The sequence below is a fragment of the Janthinobacterium sp. genome, assembly GCF_009923995.1.
Lineage (GTDB): Bacteria > Pseudomonadota > Gammaproteobacteria > Burkholderiales > Burkholderiaceae_D > Janthinobacterium.
Genome location: NZ_RFSK01000027.1, coordinates 25,673 through 46,352, shown reverse-complemented (window position 1 = coordinate 46,352; position 20,680 = coordinate 25,673). Strand labels below are relative to the sequence as shown.

The 20,680-nt window shown below is 66.6% G+C and carries 16 protein-coding genes; 9 read left to right on the top strand and 7 right to left on the bottom strand.

The window, feature by feature from the left end; translation table 11 throughout:
* Nucleotides 1-118: 118 nt before the first annotated feature.
* The gene (locus tag EBS11_RS14880) at nucleotides 119-610 is read right to left on the bottom strand and encodes a YbaN family protein (RefSeq protein ID WP_290603866.1); all 492 of its coding nucleotides are present in this window, start codon (nucleotides 608-610) and stop codon (nucleotides 119-121) included.
* Nucleotides 610-1,227, bottom strand: coding sequence for a biliverdin-producing heme oxygenase (locus EBS11_RS14875; protein ID WP_290603864.1), 618 nt, complete (start codon nucleotides 1,225-1,227; stop codon nucleotides 610-612). Before EBS11_RS14875 ends, EBS11_RS14880 begins: the two co-directional genes overlap by 1 nt.
* A 20-nt stretch (nucleotides 1,228-1,247) precedes the next feature.
* Between EBS11_RS14875 and EBS11_RS14870 the strand changes: the two genes are divergently transcribed.
* Both EBS11_RS14870 and EBS11_RS14865 read left to right on the top strand, forming a co-directional pair.
* Complete coding sequence (locus EBS11_RS14870) at nucleotides 1,248-1,499, top strand: hypothetical protein (protein WP_290603862.1); 252 nt, start codon at nucleotides 1,248-1,250, stop codon at nucleotides 1,497-1,499.
* Between the two features lie 169 nt (nucleotides 1,500-1,668).
* Nucleotides 1,669-2,235 (top strand): YceI family protein, encoded by a 567-nt coding sequence (locus EBS11_RS14865; protein ID WP_102298271.1) that lies wholly within the window; start codon nucleotides 1,669-1,671, stop codon nucleotides 2,233-2,235.
* A gap of 91 nt (nucleotides 2,236-2,326) precedes the next feature.
* On the opposite strand, the gene EBS11_RS14860 is transcribed toward EBS11_RS14865, so the two are convergent.
* Both EBS11_RS14860 and EBS11_RS14855 read right to left on the bottom strand, forming a co-directional pair.
* Entirely contained in the window at nucleotides 2,327-4,135 is a 1,809-nt protein-coding gene (locus EBS11_RS14860) for an NAD(P)/FAD-dependent oxidoreductase (RefSeq protein WP_290603857.1), read from the bottom strand.
* Between the two features lie 143 nt (nucleotides 4,136-4,278).
* Nucleotides 4,279-5,430, bottom strand: a complete 1,152-nt coding sequence (locus EBS11_RS14855; protein WP_290603855.1) for a helix-turn-helix domain-containing protein — start codon at nucleotides 5,428-5,430, stop codon at nucleotides 4,279-4,281.
* A 333-nt stretch (nucleotides 5,431-5,763) separates the two neighbouring features.
* Here EBS11_RS14855 and EBS11_RS14850 point away from each other — a divergent pair, with 333 nt between their 5' ends.
* From EBS11_RS14850 to EBS11_RS14835, 4 genes are all read left to right on the top strand, one after another.
* Nucleotides 5,764-7,260: an alginate export family protein gene (locus tag EBS11_RS14850; RefSeq protein ID WP_290603852.1), complete on the top strand. Its 1,497-nt coding sequence runs from the start codon at nucleotides 5,764-5,766 to the stop codon at nucleotides 7,258-7,260.
* A gap of 112 nt (nucleotides 7,261-7,372) precedes the next feature.
* Nucleotides 7,373-8,653 carry a serine hydrolase gene (locus EBS11_RS14845; RefSeq protein WP_290603918.1) on the top strand — a complete coding sequence of 427 codons (1,281 nt, stop codon included), beginning with the start codon at nucleotides 7,373-7,375 and terminating at the stop codon, nucleotides 8,651-8,653.
* A 66-nt stretch (nucleotides 8,654-8,719) separates the two neighbouring features.
* Nucleotides 8,720-10,318, top strand: a complete 1,599-nt coding sequence (locus tag EBS11_RS14840; protein ID WP_290603850.1) for an EAL domain-containing protein — start codon at nucleotides 8,720-8,722, stop codon at nucleotides 10,316-10,318.
* A gap of 82 nt (nucleotides 10,319-10,400) precedes the next feature.
* Nucleotides 10,401-11,942: a CHASE2 domain-containing protein gene (locus EBS11_RS14835; RefSeq protein ID WP_290603848.1), complete on the top strand. Its 1,542-nt coding sequence runs from the start codon at nucleotides 10,401-10,403 to the stop codon at nucleotides 11,940-11,942.
* A 237-nt stretch (nucleotides 11,943-12,179) separates the two neighbouring features.
* Here the strand turns inward: EBS11_RS14835 and EBS11_RS14830 are convergent, their stop codons facing one another.
* From EBS11_RS14830 to EBS11_RS14820, 3 genes are read right to left on the bottom strand one after another with little or no spacing between them, the layout of a single operon-like run.
* A complete protein-coding gene (locus tag EBS11_RS14830) occupies nucleotides 12,180-14,978 on the bottom strand; it encodes an Hsp70 family protein (RefSeq protein WP_290603846.1) in 2,799 nt (932 codons plus the stop codon).
* 2 nt (nucleotides 14,979-14,980) lie between these two features.
* The gene (locus EBS11_RS14825; protein ID WP_290603844.1) at nucleotides 14,981-16,852 is read right to left on the bottom strand and encodes an Hsp70 family protein; all 1,872 of its coding nucleotides are present in this window, start codon (nucleotides 16,850-16,852) and stop codon (nucleotides 14,981-14,983) included.
* On the bottom strand, nucleotides 16,849-17,430 hold the full coding sequence (locus tag EBS11_RS14820) for a DUF2760 domain-containing protein (RefSeq protein WP_290603842.1): 582 nt from the start codon (nucleotides 17,428-17,430) through the stop codon (nucleotides 16,849-16,851). The genes EBS11_RS14825 and EBS11_RS14820 overlap by 4 nt, the downstream gene beginning before the upstream one ends.
* 262 nt (nucleotides 17,431-17,692) lie before the next feature.
* Here EBS11_RS14820 and EBS11_RS14815 point away from each other — a divergent pair, with 262 nt between their 5' ends.
* From EBS11_RS14815 to urtA, 3 genes are all read left to right on the top strand, one after another.
* Nucleotides 17,693-18,292 carry a transglutaminase family protein gene (locus EBS11_RS14815; RefSeq protein WP_290603840.1) on the top strand — a complete coding sequence of 200 codons (600 nt, stop codon included), beginning with the start codon at nucleotides 17,693-17,695 and terminating at the stop codon, nucleotides 18,290-18,292.
* A gap of 106 nt (nucleotides 18,293-18,398) precedes the next feature.
* Nucleotides 18,399-19,094, top strand: coding sequence for a DUF4349 domain-containing protein (locus tag EBS11_RS14810; protein ID WP_290603838.1), 696 nt, complete (start codon nucleotides 18,399-18,401; stop codon nucleotides 19,092-19,094).
* Between the two features lie 225 nt (nucleotides 19,095-19,319).
* Nucleotides 19,320-20,573 carry an urea ABC transporter substrate-binding protein gene (gene urtA / locus EBS11_RS14805; protein WP_290603836.1) on the top strand — a complete coding sequence of 418 codons (1,254 nt, stop codon included), beginning with the start codon at nucleotides 19,320-19,322 and terminating at the stop codon, nucleotides 20,571-20,573.
* Nucleotides 20,574-20,680 lie beyond the last annotated feature (107 nt).

Genomic DNA, 20,680 nt, shown 5'->3' with positions numbered 1-20,680 from the left:
AGCGGTAATTCTGCCGAATTTAATCGCGCAGGCGGGCGTGCCAGGGGCGCGTGGTAGTGAAAAGTTCGCCCGGCCATGTGCCGGCACATGGGCGCTTTTGCTGCCCGTTTCAGTTCAGTTAGGGTTTTCTTGACGGGGGCGGGGCCGCTTGCTGCCCGTGATTGCCGCTATCGGGGGCAGATTCTGCCCCGCTGTCGCCTTGCGGGCCTTCCGGGCGGCGCAGCAGGTAGACGATAACGGCCAGTTCCATGCCGCCCACCATGACGATGACCCACCACGGCGGATGGCCCAGGCACATGGCGACGAAGCCGATGGCCATGCCCAGGCAGGCCATGGCCTTGCCGCGCCGCGAGACGGCCCGGTGTTCGCGCCACTGGCGCAGCGGCGCGCCGAAGCGGGGATGGTGCAGCAGCCAGTGTTCCAGGCGCGGCGAGGCGCGGCTGAAGCAGGCCAGGGCGAGGATGAGGAAAATCGTCGTCGGCATCACGGGCAGCATGGCGCCGATGATGCCCAGCAGCACCATCAAGGCGCCGGCCGCCGTCCACGCCCAGCGGCGCAGGCGCACGCCGTGCGCTTCGCGCGGCGCTGCCTCGGCGTGCCGGCCGTCCATCAGGCGTATGCCTCGACGTGGCCGTGCATGCGCATGAAGGCGGCGCGCGCGCCGGCGATCACGCGTTGCTCGCCGCCGGCGTCGAGCGGCGCCGTATCGAGGACGGCCGTGAAGTCGCGCCAGTGGCGCGCGCGGCCGTCGGGGTGGCCCGCCAGGTGGCGCGCGCCGAACTGCGCGTCAAGACCGATCTTGCCGGCCAGTTTGTACAGGATGGCGGCGCCCAGCTTCGAGCCTTCGCTCACATACAGCCAGCCCAGCGCGGTGGCCACGTCCGGTTCCGCGCCGAAGGGCGGCGCGGCGGCGTCGGCCGGCAGCGGGGTTTGCAGGTCCTGCAGGTCGGCGGCGATGCTGGCATAGCGGCGGCGCTGCTCCAGGTCGGGCAGCAGGGCGGCCAGGCCGGCGTGCTCGTACAGCGCATCGACATCGCGCAGGAAGGCGTACTGCGCCTGCAGGAAACGGGCGTAATTGTGCGGGTTGTCGAAGGGCTTGCTTTCCATGATGCGCTTGTCCAGCACCTCGTGCGTGGCCATGGTATCGGCCTTCAGGCGCTGGCTGCGGGGCAGGGAAGTCGTCGGGGGCGCGTTCAATATGGTGGAATCGGTCGGGGCTGCGGTCATGGTTTCCTGCTCTATTATGGATGAATCAAGGCAAACCTGCATGCCCGGCGCGTGCCGGGGCAGGTGGTGGCGGCGCTCGTGGCTGGATGGCTGGCGTGAGGCGGCGGGGAGCCGGCGGGCTGGCGCAGGCGGGCAGCGGTGCAAAGGCAGCGATGATAGCAATTGCGATGAATAATAACAAGAATCATTCGCATCTGAATTGCTGGATAACGCTGGATATTTTTGTCAATGCGGACAATAATCGGCAGCAGAAGGCGCTGTCGCGGACATAATCGGCGTTATTATCGATTTTTTCGATGCTAACTAGGTAAATTTTCCGTTTTACATCGATCTTCATGCCATGCATAATTGTTGCAACTGAAGCCAGACAATCAGCCGCCCGCATCTTCGCCGGCAGCCGGTTGCGGTTTTGACATCCACCACTCCTATCAGGAATCCATAATGAAAAAACTGCTCGCTTTTATCGCCGCCGCCGGTTTCTCGCTGTCCGCCTTTGCCGCCCCGGAAGTCTATGTCATCGATGGCAGCCACACCTTCCCCCGCTTCGAGTACACCCACATGGGCTTCTCGACGCAGCAAAGCCGCTTCAATAACACCACCGGCAAGATCACCCTGGACCGCGCCGCCAAGACGGGCGCCGTCGAAGTGCTGATCGACACCAAGTCCGTCGACACGGGTTCGACCCTGTTCAACTCGCACATCCAGGGCGAAGACTTCCTCGACACGGCCAAGTACCCCGTCGCCACCTACAAGTCGACCAAGTTCAACTTCGACGGCGACAAGCTGGCATCCGTGGAAGGCAACCTGACCCTGAAAGGCGTGACCAAGCCCGTCACCCTGACCGTCACCTCGTTCACCTGCGCACCGCACCCGATGCTGAAGAAAGACGCCTGCGGCGCCAACGCCACGGCCAAGATCAAGCGCTCGGAATTCAACGCCGGCAAATATGCGCCAGCCGTCAGCGATGACGTCACTTTGACGTTCGCGATCGAAGCCATCAAACAATAAACTGCTGGGGTCTGACCCCACATTCTCGTCGCAACGTAAAATGGCGGCGGACTTCGGTCCGCCGCCATTTTTTTATCTACCACCCCGGTTATCACGCCAGGTGATGCACCTCCTGCTGCCCGTACACGGGCGTGTGCAAGCCTTCCATGCGCGCCTTCAGCTGCAGCGACAGGTATTGCGAATAGTGGCGCGACTGGTGCAGGTTGCCGCCGTGGAACCACAGCGCCTGCTGCTGCGTGGGTTTCCACATATTGCGCTGTTCGCCTTCCCACGGACCGGGGTCCTTCGTCGTGGCCGAACCCAATCCCCACACCTTGCCCACCTTGTTCGCCACTGCCGGCGAGATCAGGTCGGCCGCCCAGCCATTCATGGAACCGTAGCCGGTGGCGTACACCACCAGGTCGGCCGGCAGTTCCGTGCCGTCGGACAGCACGATGGAGCGGGCCTTCAGTTCCTGCACGCCGACGCCGCTTTTCAGCTTGATCTTGCCGTCGGCGACCAGCTCGGAAGCGCCCACGTCGATGTAGTAGCCGGAACCGCGGCGCAGGTATTTCATGAACAGGCCGGAATCGTCGTCGCCGAAATCGAGCATGAAGCCCCGCTCCTCGAGGCGCGCGTAAAAGTCCGCGTCGCGCTCGCGGATGGCCTTGAACACGGGCTTCTGGAAGTCGGCCAGGATCTTGTACGGGATCGAGGCGAAGGTCAGGTCGGCCTTGTTTGTGGTCATGCCGGCCGCCAGCGCCCGTTCCGAGTACAGGTCGCCCAGGGCCAGGTCCATCAAGGAATCGGACTTGACGATGTGCGTCGACGAGCGCTGCACCATGGTCACGTCCACGCCCGCTTCCCACAGGGCGGCGCAGATGTCGTGCGCGGAATTGTTCGCGCCGACGACGACCACCTTCTTGCCGACGTACGCGTCCGGTCCCGGATGCTGCGACGAGTGCTGCTGCTCGCCCTGGAACACGTCCATGCCCTTGAACTTCGGCATGTTGGCCTTGCCCGACATGCCTGTCGCCAGCACCAGCTGCTTCGGCTTCAGGGTGACGGGCCGGCCCTCGCGCAGCACCTGCACCGTCCACTCGCCCGTGGCCTCGTCGAAGCTGGCCGATTCACAGGAAGTCGAACCCCAGTAGTTCAGCTCCATCACCTTGGTGTACATTTCCAGCCAGTCGCCCACCTTGTCCTTGGGCGTGAAGACGGGCCAGTTGTCCGGGAAGGGGATGTAGGGCATGTGGTCGTACCAGACCGGGTCGTGCAGGCACAGCGACTTGTAGCGCTTGCGCCAGCTGTCGCCGGGGCGGGCGTTCTTTTCGATAATGATGGTGGGGACATTGAGCTGGCGCAGGCGCGCGCCCAGCGCGATGCCGCCCTGGCCGCCGCCGATGATGACGCAGTAGGGCTGGCGCGCGTAGCCGAGTTCCGCCGCCTCGCGCTCGCGCTGCTCCAGCCAGCTGCTGCGGTCCGTGCGCGCGCCGTGTTCCGCGCCCATGGGCCGCCGGCCGCCCTTGGCTTCCTCGAAACCCTTCAACTCGCCCATGGTGGTGAGCAGGGTCCAGATCTGGCCGTTGCGGATGCGGATGAAGCCCGTGCCGCGTCCCGCGGCCGTCTCCACGCTGATCCAGCATTGCAGCACGCCGCCCGCTTCGCTGGCGTGTTCGCCGTCGGCGATGCGGATGGCGACGGGCTGCACGGCGCCCAGCTGGGCGGCCAGCATGGCGGCGATCTGCTCGCGCCCTTCCAGGGTTTTCAGGTTCCAGGTAAACAGCACCAGGTCGCGCCAGTAGCCGTCCGGCTCGAACAATTGTGCGGCGCCCGTGCTGTCGCTGGCGCGAAGGCAGCCTTCGAGCTGCTCCAGGATGCTGGCCACGGCCAGGTCGTGCGGGTTGCTATCGGTATGCATCGTGTCTCCTCCAAGTCTGCTGACTTTATGATGGGATGCGGCTGTGCTGCCGCTGACGATGTTGTATCACCGCTGTTTTGGCGCCGCATCCTGCAGCGCAGCATGGCGGCTATTGAGACGGAAGTCTCAGCTTTCCCGAACCCTTACTGCCGGTGCGGCGGCACGATCTTCAGGTGCTTGATGCGCCGGTACAGGGTGGCGCGCGACAGGCCCAGCATGGCCGCCGCCTGCAGCGGGCGCCACTTGGCCACGTTCATGGCGTTCACGATGCGCGTGCGTTCGGCCTGTTCCTGCGGCGTATAGGCCACCGCCGCCAGCGTTTCCGGCGCCTCCGCCGCCGCGCTGCCGGTGCGCGGGCGCGTGCCGGCCTGGCGCAGCGGCGCGCGCACGCGCGCATGCAGCCAGGCGCTGCTGCCGGCCACGCGCAGGGACAGCAGGTTGTGGCCCGCGCGCGCATCGAACAGGCGTTCGGCGCGCACTTCCAGCACTTCGCCGACGGGGCGCGGCAGGGTGCCCAGGCCCGCGATGACGTCGCGCGCGCAGCGGTTGGCGGCGACGACGCTGCCATGTTCATCGACGGCGATCAGCATTTCCGGCTGCACTTCCACGAAATGGCGGTTGCGGTGCGCCAGCAGGATGCAGCAGTGGCCATACGACTTGAGGAAAAAGCCGTCTTCGATCAGGGTTGCGCCCTGGCGCACCAGCTGGTTGACGAGGCGCTGGCTGTCGCGTGCGTCGGGCGAGCTCAGTGCCGACGCATCGAGCACGCCGATCAATTCGCCGTGCGGCGAAAAGATGGGGGCCGCGCTGCAGGTCAGGCCCGTGAAGGCGGCGCGGAAATGGTCGGTCTTGTGCACCGTGATGGCTTCCTGGTCGAGCAGCACGGAAGCGATGCCGCACGTGCCTTCCTCGTCTTCCGACCAGCACGAGCCGGGATACAGGCCCGCTTTCTTGAAATCCTTGCGCTGGTCCGCATCGACCGCGTAGTCGATCGTCACCCCGTGCGCGTTGGCCAGGATGACGCAGTAGCCTGCCTCGTGCACCATGGCGTGCAGCCGGGGCAGGCACTGGCCCGTGGAGCGCAGGAAGTTTTCTTCGGACTGCTGCACGGCGCGCAGCTCGGCGCCCGTCAGGATGCGCGGACCCGTGGTCGAGGCGGGGTCGAGCCGGTAGTCGTCCAGCGCGCGCCGGTACGACGACGCCAGCCTGGCCGCGTCGATGCCGGGGTTGACGACCCTGCCGGCGATCAGGTCGCGCACGCGGTCGAGGTGGCTGGTCTGGCGAACGTATGGCATGGCGCTCTCCGTGTCACGGTTGCTGTTTTGCTGCGGCTGCCTGTTTGTAGCATGAAGTGGCGGCGCACGCATGTCGCGCTGCAGCAAGACGCCGGCATGAGACGATCGTCTCAGCCGAAATGGCGGGGCGGGAAGGGAGTCTGGCCTTGCAGGAATGCGTCCCAGGCAGGTCCGCACAATAGAATGCTTTACAACAATAAAATAAAGTTTCTCTGATAACATTCGCTCAAATGGAAAGAAAGCCCGGCCCTTGTGCCTGGCCGGCTTCTGCCGCGAACGCGGCGCCGTCCGCGGGTACCACACCATGAAAAGCCGGCTATTGCAAGGATACCTATGGCAACGCAAGCGATGTTCCTCGTGCGCCGTTCCACCGCGCTGGCCTTGCTGGGGTGGAGCGCCGCGTGCGGTGCCACAGGACAGCTCGATCCCGATGGCCAGAGCGGCATGGAAAAGGAAGTGGCGCGCCGCGCCGCCGTCGAGCCGGCCATCGGCGCCGGCTGGCAAATGACGCCGTCCGTGGAAGCGGGCGCGCAGATCGCCGGCGAGAGCAAGCTGTTCTGGAAACTCTCGAATGCCCCGGCGACCAATCCCGATTTCGATTTCAGCCCCTACTGGTACGAGTTCTACGTCAAGCCGGCGCTGGGCTTCAAGCGCCACTTCGGCAACGGCATGCAGCTGTACGCGCGCGCCTCGGCCGTCGGCTCGGCCACCGTGCGCCACGACCCGTTCGGCGCGGGCGACACGGGCCGCATCTCGATCGAGGAGTTCGTCGCCGGCGTGCGCCTGCCCCTCGGCGACGCCGGCACGCTGCTGGACCTGTCGGCCGGGGCGCAGAACTTCACGCTGGGTACGGGCATGCTGATCGCCAACGGCGGCTCGAACGGCTTTGACCGGGGGGCGCTGAAACTGGGGCCGCGCAAGGCTTTCCAGAATTCCGTGGTGGCGAAGCTGAGCCACGCTGCCTTCAGCGCCCAGGCGTTTTACCTGGACCCGAATGAAAATCCCGACAACGATAGCGGCACGCGCGTGGTGGGCGTCGACGCCAGCTACGCGCCCGCCGACGACCGCAAGGCGGGCATTGCGTACGGCAAGGTGCCCCGTTCGCATGCCGCCTATCCGCAGGCGGCGCCGGGCGGCATCGGCGCGCCGCTGGCCGTGCCCGACGGCCGCAAAGACCTGCAGTTCGTGTACGGCTACGCGCGCATGCCCCTGCTGCCCGCCGTGCTGCCGAAAGGCTGGTTCGGCGTCGACGCGGCGCGTGAGTGGAACACGCGCGAACCGATGCGGGCCTGGGGCTGGCGCACGGAAGGGGGCTTTTCGCTGCCCGGCGTGGCGTGGACGCCGAAATTCACCCTGGGGTACCAGAGCTTTTCCGGCGACGATCCGCGCACGGCGCGCAACGAGCGCTTCGACCCCCTGTTCTTCGAAGGCACGCCGGGCGCCTGGGCTTCCGGCAGCAAGGCCACGTGGGTCTTCGTCAATGCCAACGTGAACGCGCTGCAGGCCACCATCGAGCTGCATCCGACGTCGAAAGACACCGTGACGGCCTACCTGGCGCAGGTGCGCGCCAACCAGATGGGCAGTCCGCTGCAGTTCGGCCAGGCCACGCGCCTCGACGTGCCGGGCGACGCGCCCGTGGTGATCGCCGGCGTGCTGCGCCCGATGCTGGCCAACGATGTCTTCCTCAAGTACGTGCGCGTGGTGAACCCGAATACCTATCTGACCCTGGGCGCGAGCGCGTCGTTCGCGCAGTCCGGCATCAAGCAGCTGGTGAAAGGCCAGGCCAGGACCTGGACGGGCTGGCTGGCCAACGTGGTCTGGATTTACTGAGGATGCTTGCATTTAATCTGTTGTTGAACACAGGAGAACCCGCATGAATGTACTGCCCAAGATCAAACGCATGGCCCTGGCGGCCAGCTGCATGGCCCTCGCATCTGGCGGCATGCCGGCCGTCGCACACGCCGCCGAGGCGTCCGCCGCGGCGCCGCTGTCGGCTGCCGCTAGCGACCCGGCCGCGCTGAAATGGATGGTGGGTTCGCCGCCGCCGCCGGACAAGATCATCCGCTTCGACGATGGCAGCTATTTCACTTTCCCGCAGCTGCGCTGGAGCGTGTCGCACTTCCGCCAGCTGATGCCGACGGTGAATGTGTCGCGCGGCCTGGGGGCGCCGCAGCCCCTGCAGCGCGCGCTGCGCAAGGATATCGACAGCCTGCGCTTCACGCCGCTGGGCAGCAAGGACAGCATGACCTGGGAGCAGTCGCTGGGCGCCAACTACACGGATGGCATCGTGGTGCTGCACCGCGGGCGCATCGTGTACGAGCGTTATTTCGGCGTGCTGAAGGACAGCGGCCAGCATGGCGCCATGTCGGTGACGAAATCCGTGATGGGCACCCTGGGTGCGGCGCTGGTGGCCGAAGGCAAGCTCGATGCGGACAAGCTGGTGGCCGACTACATACCGGAGCTGGCCAAGTCCGCGTTTGGTGACGCCACCGTGCGCCAGGTGCTCGACATGACCACCGGTCTGAAATTCAGCGAGGACTATGCCGACCCGAACGCCGAGATATGGCAGCATGCGGCGGCCGGCAATCCGCTGCCCAAGCCCAAGGACTACACGGGGCCGCGCAGCTATTTCGAGTACCTGCAGACAGTGCAGCACCAGGGCAAGCATGGCGAGGCCTTCGGCTACCGCACCGTCAATGCCGACGTGCTGGGCTGGCTCATCGCCCGGGTCACGGGACAGAACGTCAACGACTACCTGTCCGGGCATGTCTGGCAGAAGCTGGGCGCCGAGCAGGATGCCTACATGTCGGACGATTCGACGGGCACGCCGTTTGCCGGCGGGGGCCTGAGCGCCGGCCTGCGCGACCTGGCCCGCTTTGGCGAGATGCTGCGCAACGATGGCCGCTACAACGGCCAGCAGATCCTTCCCAGGGCGGCGGTGGCGGACATCCGCCGGGGCGGCGACAAGCAGCTGTTCGCCAAGGGCGGCTACGACCTGCTGAAAGGCTGGAGCTACCGCGACATGTGGTGGGTCACGCATAACGACCACGGCGCCTACATGGCGCGCGGCGTCTACGGCCAGCGCATCTATGTCGATCCGAAGGCGGAGATGGTGATCGTGCGCTTTGCCTCCACGCCGACGGCGGCCAACTCGGCCAACGACCCGACCACCACGCCGGCCTTTGAAGCGCTGGGCAAGCTGCTGCTGGCCAAGCCGAAGTAAGGGCGCTTGCCGCCATCAATGGCCCGCGCGTGCGGGCCATTTGCACATTCAACGGGGAGAAGCGCATTGAATCGTCGTACCAGAGTCGTTGCCGCGGCAGTTGCCTGCGCCAGTGCGGTGGTGCTCCTGTCCTTCTGGGGCAGCCTGCACTTTTCCGGCCTGCGGGCGCGCGAAGTCGAGCAGCTGCGCCTGCAGCGCGTGGCCGACATCGCCATGACGCGCGCCAGCAAGTCGTTTGACGAGATAGGCGCGGCCCTGCAGTCGGTTGCCACGCTGACGGTGCGCCCCTGTTCCGACGAACATATCGCGCTGATGCGCCAGTCGACGCTGGAGTCCCGCGGTGTCGCGGAAATCGATTATTTCGAGGATGGCAAGCTGAAATGCTCGTCCTGGGGCATGCCGGAGCAGGGCAGCGACATCGCCCTTGGCAAGCCCGAATTCACCACGCGCGACGGCGTGGACGTGCACACGCACGCGCCCCCGGCGGCAGGCAAGGGCAAGCCCATGCTCGGCCTGTTCAAGGACCGGCACCGGGTGCTGGTCGATCCCGCCGGCCTGGCCGACATCGTTGCCGATCCGGACGTGCAGGTCGCCGTCGCCACCTCGGGCGGCGCCCTGCTGGGCAGCCAGAATGCGCCGGACGCGGAACTGGTGGGCAAGCTGGTACGCGACAGGGGCAATGACCCCGCCATCGCCGGCGCGGACAAGATGCAGGCCGCCGTGGCCCGCAAGGGGGAACTGGCCACCGTCGGCCTGGCGCCCGAGAGCAGCATGCACAGGCAGCTGCGCAACGAACAACTGTACATATTGCCCTTCGGTTTCCTGCTGGCCGCCGTGGCCATCAGCCTGCTGGTGTGGCTGACGCGCAGCCGCCTGTCGCTGCTGGGGGAAATGGCGCAGGCGCTGAAAAACCGCGAATTCATCGTGCATTACCAGCCGCTGGTGCGCCTGAAGGATGGAGTGTGCGTGGGCGCCGAGGCGCTGATACGCTGGCCGCGTCCCGATGGCACCATGATGCGGCCCGATTACTTCATCCCGCAGGCCGAGGAGAGCGGCTTGATCGAAGCGATGACCGACCAGCTGGTGGAAACCGTGGTGCGCGAGATGCGCGCGCTGCTGCTGGCACAGCGCCACCTGCATATCGCCATCAATGTGTGCGCCTCCGATATCCAGACGGGGCGCCTGCTCGACGTGCTGGCCAGGGCGCTCGACGGCAGCGGCATCGAGCCAGGGCAGATCTGGCTGGAAGCGACGGAGCGGGGCTTCATCGACGTGGCGGCGGCGCGCAACGCGCTCGAAAGGGCGCGCGCCATGGGCTTTTCCGTGGCCATCGACGATTTCGGCACCGGCTACTCCAGCCTCGCGTACCTGCAGAACCTGCCCATCGATGCGCTGAAGATCGACAAATCGTTCATCGACACCATCGGCGGCGACACGGTGACGAGCAGCGTGACGTCGCACATCATCGCCATGGCGCAGACGCTGCAGCTGGCGATCATCGCCGAAGGCATCGAGACGCCGCTGCAGGCCGACTACCTGCGCGCGCGCGACGTGGAGTATGGCCAGGGCTGGCTGTTTTCCAAGGCTTTGCCGCCGGCGGACTTCATCGCCTACTGCCACCGGCATCGGGAGGAAGGCCAGGATGGCAGCCGTGCGGCGGCCTGAACACAATTGCAATACCATATTCCTTTTGTTATCAATTGTTGCCTGAAATGTAATTTCGGCGATGCCACCAGGGGAATGCACATTGAATACCGGCCAGCCAGAACCTGCGCCCCTGCCCCTGTGGCGGCGCCTGCTGTGGCCGGTCGCCCAGGTCGGCTCGGCATTCAAGCTGACGGGCACGCACCTGCTGCACCACGTGATCGGCGCCAGCCTGATCGCCTCGCTGATGCTGGCGCTGGAAGGCTTTCACGTGCTCGAATGGCTCGATGCGGCCATGCTGCGCGCCAGCGCGGAACAGGGCCAGCTGCTGAAGCGGGGCAAGGACGCGGGCGCCGCCTACCGGCCCGGCATCATCGAGATCGACCAGCCCGCGTTCGAGCAGGTCTTCGACGAGCGTGAACCGCTGGAACGGGCGCGCCTGCAGCAGCTGCTGGCGCAGGTGGCGCGGCGCGACGCGCGGGTGCTGGCCATCGACCTGGATCTGGCACCGGCCGTCTACGAGCAGCATGCGCCGGGCGAGCGGCCGCTGGACAGCCTTCTCGACGGCCTGGCCGCCGAAGGCCGGCGGCTCGTGCTGATCCTGCCCGAACAGTCTGACCGGAACGCGAACCTGCCGTGGCTGCGCGCGCGTTGCTCGGCCGGCATCCACTTTGCCAGCCCGCAGATCCGCGAGCGCATGGGCGCCGTCACGCGCATCGAGCTGAAAAGCCCCGTGCTGGCCGCCGTCGCGTTCGAGCTGGCGCATGGCGCGCAGCAGCAGGAGCACAAGCAGCCCATGCCGGCCGCCCTGTCCGAGCAAAAGGAAGGCTACCGGCTGGCCGACAGGGTGTGCCAGCTGGCGCGGCGCGCGCGCAGCGAAAAGGAGTTGGCGCGCTGGGCCTTCGAACCCGTCATCCATGGCGACGCCAAGGATGCGGCGGAGCAGAACGCCGTCACGGCGCCGTTTCACCCGGCCGCCGTGGCGCCCGCGTTTCTCGACCCCATGCGCGCTGGCGTGCGGCTCGTCGACGGCAAGGCGGGCGTGGCGGCCGATGCGCCGCGCAAGAAAGTCCTGTTCGTGGGCAGCACCTACGACGTGCGCGACCGCTACACGACGGCCGAAGGCGAGCAGGCGGGCCTGCACCTGCACGCGGCCGCCTACACCTCGCTGGGCATCGGCACGGCGGACGTGAACAAATACGTGGTCTTCGCCGCCGATATCGTCATCGGCGTGCTGCTGGGCTGCCTGTTCGGCGGCCTGTGGACCCTGTACGGCCGCGCCGAGCTGGCCATCGACAAGCGCATGGCGGACCACGATTTCAGCCGCCTGCACCGCATGGGCACCCTGGCCGAATTCTATGGCATCCGCCTGATGCTGGTGCTGGTGTGGGCTTCGCCCTTCGTCATCGGCGCGCTGGCCATCTACCTGTCGCGCGGCTTGCTGGAGCAGGGCTGGTGGGTCAATCCCGGCCCCCTGATCGCCGGCATGTTCCTGCACGCCATGTCCTTGCGCGACGAAGCCCATCATCCGCACGAGGAAGTGCCGGGCCTGAACGTCTGGGCGCAGCTGCGCCGCACGCATCCCGGCATCGTGCTGGTGCAGGCGCCGCTGGCGGTGCTGCTGTTGGTCATCGCCGTGATCTAGCGCAAACCGTGGCGTAGCAGCAGCGCTAAACTGGGCGCCTTCCGCCGCAAAGCCATCGCCGCAAAGCCATATTTATACGGAGACGCAAGTGGAATGGGTGAAATTGGTCGATGGCTTGCCACGGTATCGTGGCGCGCGTAGCGACGGGTAAACCGCCTTTTAGCCCAAAGGCAGAATCTGGGGTCGGACCCTCAGGGTCCGACCCCGGCATTTGCGCCGTTGGGTTTGTAAAAAAGATCACCCGATCAGCTTCAAGCCCGGCGGCAGCGCTTCGCCCAGCATGCGTTTCGTGTTCGCTTCGTCCAGCTGCGTGACTTCGCCCACCATGGCTTGCCACAGGGGCGGGGCGCCCACGGCCTTCAGGCGGGCGAGGATGGTGGCGCGCAAGTCGTCATCGATGTCGCGCGAGCGGTCGCCCGTCATGCGCGCCAGGTGGGTGGCGGCAAAGGCGGCCGGCTCCGTCTTTTTCCAGTCCAGCGCCAGCAGCACGTGCAGCCATTCGGCCACGGTGGCGCTGTCGACCACCTCGTGCGCGCTGCCGTGGAAGGGTTGGCGCGCGCCGACCCGGGCCAGCGCCCACAGGGTGTTGGTATCCGCCGGCTCCCCCTTCTTGCCGGCCTTGTCCAGGCGCTTGAGCAGCCAGGCGCCCACTTCCGCCTTGTAGGCGCCGGGGATGCGCTCCAGCGAGGCGCCCAGGCGCAGCATGTCGTCGTCGCTGCCGTTGACGAGGGTGACGGGACGGCTGCCGCGCTGGGCCGCATCGGCTTGCAGGTTGAAGGCGAAATCGTCGAGCAGGCGCAGTTGCTGCTCCGAGCTCAGGCCGCCGGCCACCCGGCGCCACAGGGTCCACCATTCGGCGCACACCTGGCTGTCCTTGTGGTGCTGCACGCCCGCCTCGAACATGGCCCACAGCTGCTCGATGCGCCATGGGTCGAGCGCATCGCCATAACCGGGCCGCAGACAGTAGCCGGCCAGGTTCAGCCACACCCGCTCATGTTCGGCCGAGCGGCGCCGGCCGCGCGCGCGTTGTTGCAAGGCGTCGAACAGCTGGCGCAGCAGGGGCGTATCCCAGCTTTCGCGCCCGCCCAGCCCCCGTTCCAGGTGCTGGCGCAGCTGGCGCACGTCCTTGACGTCCACCTTCTGCGCCTTGCCGCCGAAGATGCGCTCGATTTTTTCTATGGCTTCCGTCACGCGCGGCGGGACGCCGGCCGTTTCGCTTGCCGTTTCCTCCTCGCCGCGCAGCTGGAATTCCAGCAGCCAGCGGTGGCTGGCATCGGCTTCGGCCACGCAGTGCACTTCCAGCGTCCCCACCTCGGTCATGACGGTGGCCAGCTGCACAGTGATGTCGCGCTTGTCATTGCCGCCGTCCTTGGCGTGCAGCACGCTGGCCAGCGGCGGCAGGCGCAGGTAGTCGCCCGCGTCCAGGTCGACGATGTCGCCCAGCTTGGGCGGCGTGCCCGCTTCCGCGATGGAGGAGGCCAGGTGAAAGCGCACGGGGCGGCCCAGGCGTAGGGCGAACAGGCGCTGCGTCAGGCGGATTTCCTCGCCGCTGGCGCTGCCGCGGGGCAGGATGCAGACGGCGCGGCGGTCCTTGCCCGCCTCGCCCAGCACGAGGAAATAGCTGCGCGGCGAACCGCCGCCGATGCGCGGCGCCTGGCCGCGCCGGGCCAGCGCATAGGCGACGGCACCGCGGGCCACGGCCACGTCGGGATTATCGTTGTGCAGGATGGTGAGGGGCTGGCCCCGCCAGTGCGCCAGGGTCTCGGCCAGGCGGCGCGCCAGCGCGTCGGCGCGGAACACGCCGCCGTTGAGCAGCAGGGTATCGGGCAGGTCGTCCGGCAGTGTCCCTTGATTCTGCTGCAGGAAGCTGGCCAGGTGGCGCGTGATGGCCGCATCCTGCGCATACGGCAGGCCGAATGCGACGATGCCGGCGCGGCCTTTTTTCGCCGTCTCGTCCCGTGCCACCATGGGGAAGAATCCGTCGACCACCATGGCCGCCACTTCCTCGCGCGTGACGTCAACGGAACGGCTGCCGCCGATCAGGCGCGATCCCGCGCCCAGCAGGGTGACGGTGGTTTTCTCCGGCGCGCCGGCGCAGAGCAGCAACTCCTTGGCGGCGCGGCAGCGCTCCATCAGCTGCGACAGGCGTGCGGCCGACAGCTTCATGCCGCCCTCGCTGCCGGCGGCCATGCGCGTTTCCACCAGGTGGGCCAGCGCCAGGTCCATATTGTCGCCGCCGAGGATCAAATGGTTGCCCACGCTGCTGCGTTCCAGCCGCGCTTCGCCGTCTTCGTCGAAGGCCACGTCGATCAGGCTGAAATCGGTGGTGCCGCCGCCCACGTCGCACACCAGGATGCGGCGCGTATGGGCCAGGTCGTCGCGCAGGGTGGCGCGCCGGCGCTGCAGGTAATCATAGAAGGCCGCCTGCGGTTCTTCCACCAGCCGCAAGGTGGGCAAGCCCGCCATGCGGGCCGCCTGCAGGGTAAGTGCGCGCGCACCCTCGTCAAACGAGGCGGGGATGGTCAGCACCAGTTCCTGCTCTTCCAGGGGCGCATGGGGGAAGCGGTGATTCCACGCGGCGCGCACGTGGGCCAGGTAGCTGGCGCTGGCCGCCACGGGCGATACCTTGGGCACATCGGCGTCCGCGCCCCACGGCAGGATGGGCGCGTGGCGGTCCACGTTGGCATGCGACAGCCAGCTCTTCGCGCTGGACACCAGCCGGCCCGGCACCTGTGCGCCCAGCTGGCGCGCCAGGGCGCCCAGCACGGGCTGCGCCACGCCGGCCACGTCGTCCTGCTGCCATGGCAAGGGTAGATCGCCCGCCGCCAGCTCGCCGGGGGCGGGATGGTAGCGCAGGGACGGCAGCAGGGGGCGTGCGCCCACTTCGCCGGGAGCGACCAGCTGCTCGATGGCGAACAGCGCGATGCCCGCCTGCGCATCGGCGGCATCGGCCGCATTCGCATAGGCGACCACCGTGTTGGTGGTGCCCAGGTCGATGCCGACCAGATAGGCCGGTTTGCCCGCAGCGCTGGCCATGCTTATTGCTGTGGCGTGCCGCGCACGTCGAATTCCACCTTCCAGCGCTCGGCGCCGTCAGGGGAGACGGCCAGCAGCTCCAGGGTGCCCGCTTCCGTCACGCGCGCATGCAGTTTCACCTGCACCACGTCGCCGGCCGAGCGGCCTTCGGCGGACAGGGTGGCCTGGATTTCGCTCAGCTCCTGCAGCTCGTCGGGACCCCAGAAGTCGAGCAGGTCGCCGATCTGGTCGTTGCGGCGCGTGGACGAGGCGAAGAAGCGGAAGTGTACGGGCTCGCCCACCACCAGGCCGAATTGCTGGCCCGGCAGTTCCAGTTCGCTGCCTTCTTCCATGCCGAACGGCGCCACGCACAGGGCCTGGATGGGCGGTTCCATGCCGGGAATGGCAGGCATGGCCGATTCGATGGCCACGTAGAAGGAGCTGGCCGTGCCGCCGCGGATGCGCACGCCATGGCCGCGCCGCACGTAGCTGTAGTAGGCCGCGCCGCGCGCGACGGCCAGGTCCAGGTCGGCCCCGGCCAGCATGCGCGCCGGCTCCGCGCCTTCCATGTACAGCCAGTCGTTGACGGTGGCCATGATGCGCTGCACCAGCAGGTCGGACTTGAAGACGCCGCCGTTGAACAGCACGGCCGTCGGGTGCAAAAAGCTGGCGTCGGCCGACTGGCGGCCCGCAAAGCCTTCCAGTTCGGACGTCGCCGCCACTTGGCGGCCCAGGAAGGCGGCCAGGTGGCGCGTGATGGCCGCGTCCTGCGCGTACGGCAAGCCCAGTTGCGTCAGGCCGGCGCGCGTGCGCACGGCAGGACGGCTCGACGCTTCCACCTGCGGGAAGAAGCCGTCCAGGATGAAGGTGGACACTTCCGCGCGCGTCAGTTCCGTGCGGATGGAGCCGCCGATCAGCTTGGAGCCGCGACTCGGCACGACGATGGGCGCCGTGTCCATGCCGCTGTCGGCCAGCAGGCTTTCCTTGGCGCTGCGGCAGCCGTAGGTGAGGGCGCGCATCTGCCAGGCGTCGAGCTGGGTGCCGTTGGCGGCGAGTTTACGGGCCACCAGGTGGGCCAGGGCCAGGTCCATATTGTCGCCGCCCAGCAGGATGTGTTCGCCCACGGCCACGCGGTGCGGTTCCAGCACGCCGTCGCGTTCCAGCACGGCGATCAGCGAAAAGTCGCTGGTGCCGCCGCCCACGTCGACCACTAAAATGATGTCGCCCGGCTTGACTTCCTTGCGCCAGCGGCCTTCGCTGGTCTGGATCCAGCTGTACAGGGCCGCCTGCGGCTCTTCCAGCAGGGTCAGCGAGGTGTAGCCTGCCGCCTGTGCCGCTTCCATCGTCAGCTCGCGCGCGGCCGGATCGAAGGAGGCGGGGATGGTGACGGTGATTTCCTGCTGCGCGAACGGCGCTTGCGGGTGGGCGTGGTCCCACGCCTGGCGCAAGTGCGTCAGGTAGCGCGTGGCAGCCGTGATGGGCGAGATGCGCGCCACTTCGGCCGGCGCGTCGTTCGGCAGGATGGCCGCGCGGCGGTCCACGCCCGGGTGGCACAGCCAGCTTTTCGCGCTCGACACGAGACGGATGGGCGTGGTGGCGCCGCGGCTGCGGGCCATCTCGCCGACGACGAAGGGCGCTTCCGCTTCTTCGGTGACCCAGGGCAGGGCCAGGTCGCCCGCCGCCACTTCCTCCGCGTGGGGCAGGTAGACGAAGGACGGCAGCAGCGGCAGCTCTTCGACCGTGCCCGGCGCCGACAGCTGCGGGACTTTCAGCACGCCGTGGCTGGACTTTTCACCGTCGCTTTCGACCAGGTTGACATACGACAGGGCGCTGTGCGTGGTACCCAGGTCGATGCCGATGGCGTAGCGTGGAGTGTTGTTGGTTTGATCGTTCACAGTTCCACCTCCGCCGGGGCCAGGATGGCGGCGTCGTGCTGCGCGCTCAGCTTCGGCAGGCGCACGCTGGAGGCGCGCCAGCCGCGGTGGCTGAGGGTGCCCGTGAACGGCGCGGAACCGACGACGTTGCCCGTCAGGCGCACTTGCGCGGAATCAAAGCCTTCCTGCAGCACGATGCGGCTGCCTTCGGCTTCCTGGCGCACGGGGTCGATGGTGAAATACTCGCGCATGACCTTGGCGCAGCCTTCATGTACGACGCGCGCGGCCGCGCCGATGTCGGCATCGGCATGGCTGCCCAGGTTTTCCTGGGTAAAGTCGATCAATCGCGCTTCGCGTTGCAGCAGGGCCAGCAACTGCAGGGCGGCGTCCGGCGTCGCTTCCTTCAATATGACGGGCGCGGCGGCCGGCGTCGGCACGGGGGCAGGCGCAGGGGCCACGGGCGCCACCGGGGCGGCTTCGGGCAGGGCCAGCTTTTCCACGCGGGCCGCATAGGCGGCGTCGGACAGGGTACTGAAGAAGGCGCCGAAAGCCAGCGGGACTCGGCGCCAGAACGATGGGTGGGACGAAGATGTGCTCATGGGAACTCGTTTCTCTGATCTGTAGGGTGGCGTCGGCGGCGGGAGCCGCTTCGCAGGGTAGTGCATGTGCCGCGCCCATATGGCCGGCTGCGTTTGCCCGCATGATACCAGCTACGGCGCCGGCGCCAAAGCCGCCGCCGCCCGCTGCGCCTCGCCGGGGAGGGGATTTTCTTTGTTCCTGCGCAAGGAAACGGTGGATTTCCCGCCGCTTCGACTAAAATCCGGCATTACTTTTTCACAAGACCTTTTCTCCCTGAGCGCCATGACGACCGATTTTGCCCCGTATCTCGCCAGCAGCACGCATATCGACAGCGACCATCCGGCCGTGCGCGCCAAGGCGGCCGCACTGGCGGCCGGCGCGGCAGGCGACGCTGCCATCGCGGCCCGCTGCTTTGCCTTCGTGCGCGATGAGATCGCCCACAGCTGGGATTACCAGCGCAATCCCGTCACCTGCCGCGCTTCCGACGTCTTGCAGCACGGCACGGGATATTGTTATGCGAAGAGCCATCTGCTGGCCGCGCTGCTGCGCGCCAACGGCATTCCTGCCGGCCTGTGCTACCAGCGCCTGGCCGTGGGCGAGGCGGGGCCGCCGTTCTGCCTGCATGGCTTGAACGCCGTATATCTGGAGGATTTCGGCTGGTACCGCATCGATGCGCGCGGCAACAAGCCGGGCGTCGACGCGGCGTTCGTGCCGCCACACGAGCAGCTGGCTTTTCCCGTGCTGGCGCCGGAGGAACGCGATTTGCCGGAAATCTGGGCGGAACCATTGCCGCAGGTGGTGGCGTCCTTGACGGGCCATGCGACCGTGCAGGAGGTGGCCGCGCATCTGCCTGATGTCAAACTGCTGCCGCAACATCAATAACTAGAAGAAAGAAATCATGAAAAAAGTCTATATATGTCTGTTCGGACTGTTGCTGTTGGCCGGTTGCGGGAAGGCAAACCGCTTTGTCCAGCCCAGCGATACGCGCGTGACCACAGAGGCTAAAGGGAAAGATTACCTGGCCTACGAACATAACGTCGACGTGATGGCAGGGGAGGCGCAGATACGGCCCCTGTACGAAAAAGTCGTGGCGGCCTGCAAGGCCGATACGGAAAACGGCTGCCTGCTGCTCGATTCCAGCATCGACAGCGGCCGCTACGTGCATGCGCGCATCAGCATGCGCGCCAAGCCGGCCGGCATCAAGAAGATGATGGCGCTGGTGGGGAGCGAAGGCGAGATCACCAGCCAGGGCACCAAGGTGGAAGACCTGGGCCGCCCCGTGCTCGACAGCAAGAAGCGCCTGGAAATGCTGAAACAGTACCAGGCGCAATTGCAGGACCTGGAAAAGCGCTCGGGCACGAATGTGGACGCCCTGATCAAGGTGACGAAGGAACTGGCCACCGTGCAGGCGGAACTGGAGCAGGCGACGGCGGCCGACGCGCTGTTGATGCAGCGCATCGACACGGACTTGCTGAACGTGGCCATCAGCGCGGAAGGCCGGCAATCGTTCTGGACGCCCGTCAAGCGCGCGCTGGGCAACTTCACGGACAACCTGTCGGAAGGCGTGGCCAACGCCATCACGGCCATGGCCTACATCCTGCCGTGGCTGATCGCCTTCGTGCTGCTGTTCCCGCTGGGCCGCAAGGGCTGGCGCCGCTTGCGGGGCGCGCCGCGCAAGGATTGACGCGCCCGGCGCACCGTTTTACGGCAAGTTGAAACCTGGCTGCACAGTCCTTGTGCAGCCAGGTTTTTTTTCGTGCGGCATGGGGCGTGCGGCCGGCACTCGCTTGCACCACGGCATGGCACGCGCACCATGGCGCTCGCCTGTCGATGCTGGCATGCATTCTGCTTTAACAACATCGTATGCCCATCCATTGATACTCATGCAGTTCTTCACTCAGGAGTCCACATGTCACGACGCATCATCTTGAAAGCGGCAGCAGCAGGCGCACTGGCCTTGGCCACCTCCATCACCATGCAGGCGGCCTGGGCGGCCGACACCATCAAGGTGGGCATCCTGCACTCCCTGTCGGGCACCATGGCCATTTCCGAAACGTCGCTGAAGGACGTGGCCCTGATGACGATCGCGGAAATCAATGCCAAGGGCGGCGTGCTGGGCAAGAAGCTGGAAGCCGTCGTCGTCGACCCGGCGTCGAACTGGCCGTTGTTTGCGGAAAAAGCGCGCCAGCTGGTGGCGCAGGACAAGGTGGCCGTCGTGTTCGGCTGCTGGACGTCCGTGTCCCGCAAGTCCGTCTTGCCGGTGTTCAAGGAACTCAACAGCCTGCTGTTCTACCCCGTGCAATACGAGGGCGAGGAACTGGAAAAGAATGTGTTTTATACGGGCGCCGCGCCGAACCAGCAGGCGATCCCGGCCGTGGAGTACCTGATGAGCAAGGATGGCGGCGGGGCCAAGCGCTTCGTGCTGCTGGGCACGGATTACGTGTATCCGCGCACCACCAACAAGATATTGCGCGCCTTCCTGAAAAGCCGTGGCGTGAAGGATAGCGATATCAGCGAGGTCTATACGCCGTTCGGCCACGCCGACTATCAAACCATCGTCGCCAACATCAAGAAGTTTTCCGCCGGCGGCAAGACGGCCGTCATTTCCACCATCAATGGCGATTCGAACGTGCCGTTCTACAAGGAACTGGGCAATGCGGGCCTGAAAGCCACGGATGTGCCCGTCGTCGCGTTTTCCGTGGGCGAGGAAGAGCTGCGCGGCATCGACACCAAACCCCTGCTGGGGCATCTGGCGGCGTGGAATTACTTTGAATCCGTCAAGAACCCCGTCAACGCGGCCTTCATCAAGCAGTGGAAAGCCTATGCGGTGGCGCAAAAGCTGCCGAACGCGGCTTCCGTCGTGACGAACGACCCCATGGAAGCGACCTATGTCGGCATCCACATGTGGGCGCAAGCCGTGGAAAAGGCCAAGTCGACGGACACGGACAAGGTGATCGCCGCCATGGCGGGCCAGAGCGTCAAGGCGCCGTCCGGCTTTACCCTGACCATGGACCCGACGAATCACCACCTGCACAAGCCCGTGATGATCGGCGAGATCAAGGCCGACGGGCAATTTAATGTCGTGTGGAAAACCAAGGAGCCGATACGTGCCCAGCCGTGGAGCCCGTTTATCAAGGGCAATGAGGGCAAGCAGAAGCTGTAGGCGCTAGCTATGTAGGCGCTATTCACCCACCCGCAAATGCCGGGGTCGGACCCTGAGGGACTAGGCGTCCCCATCCGACCCCAGTCCTCGCCTTTGGGGTAAGCATA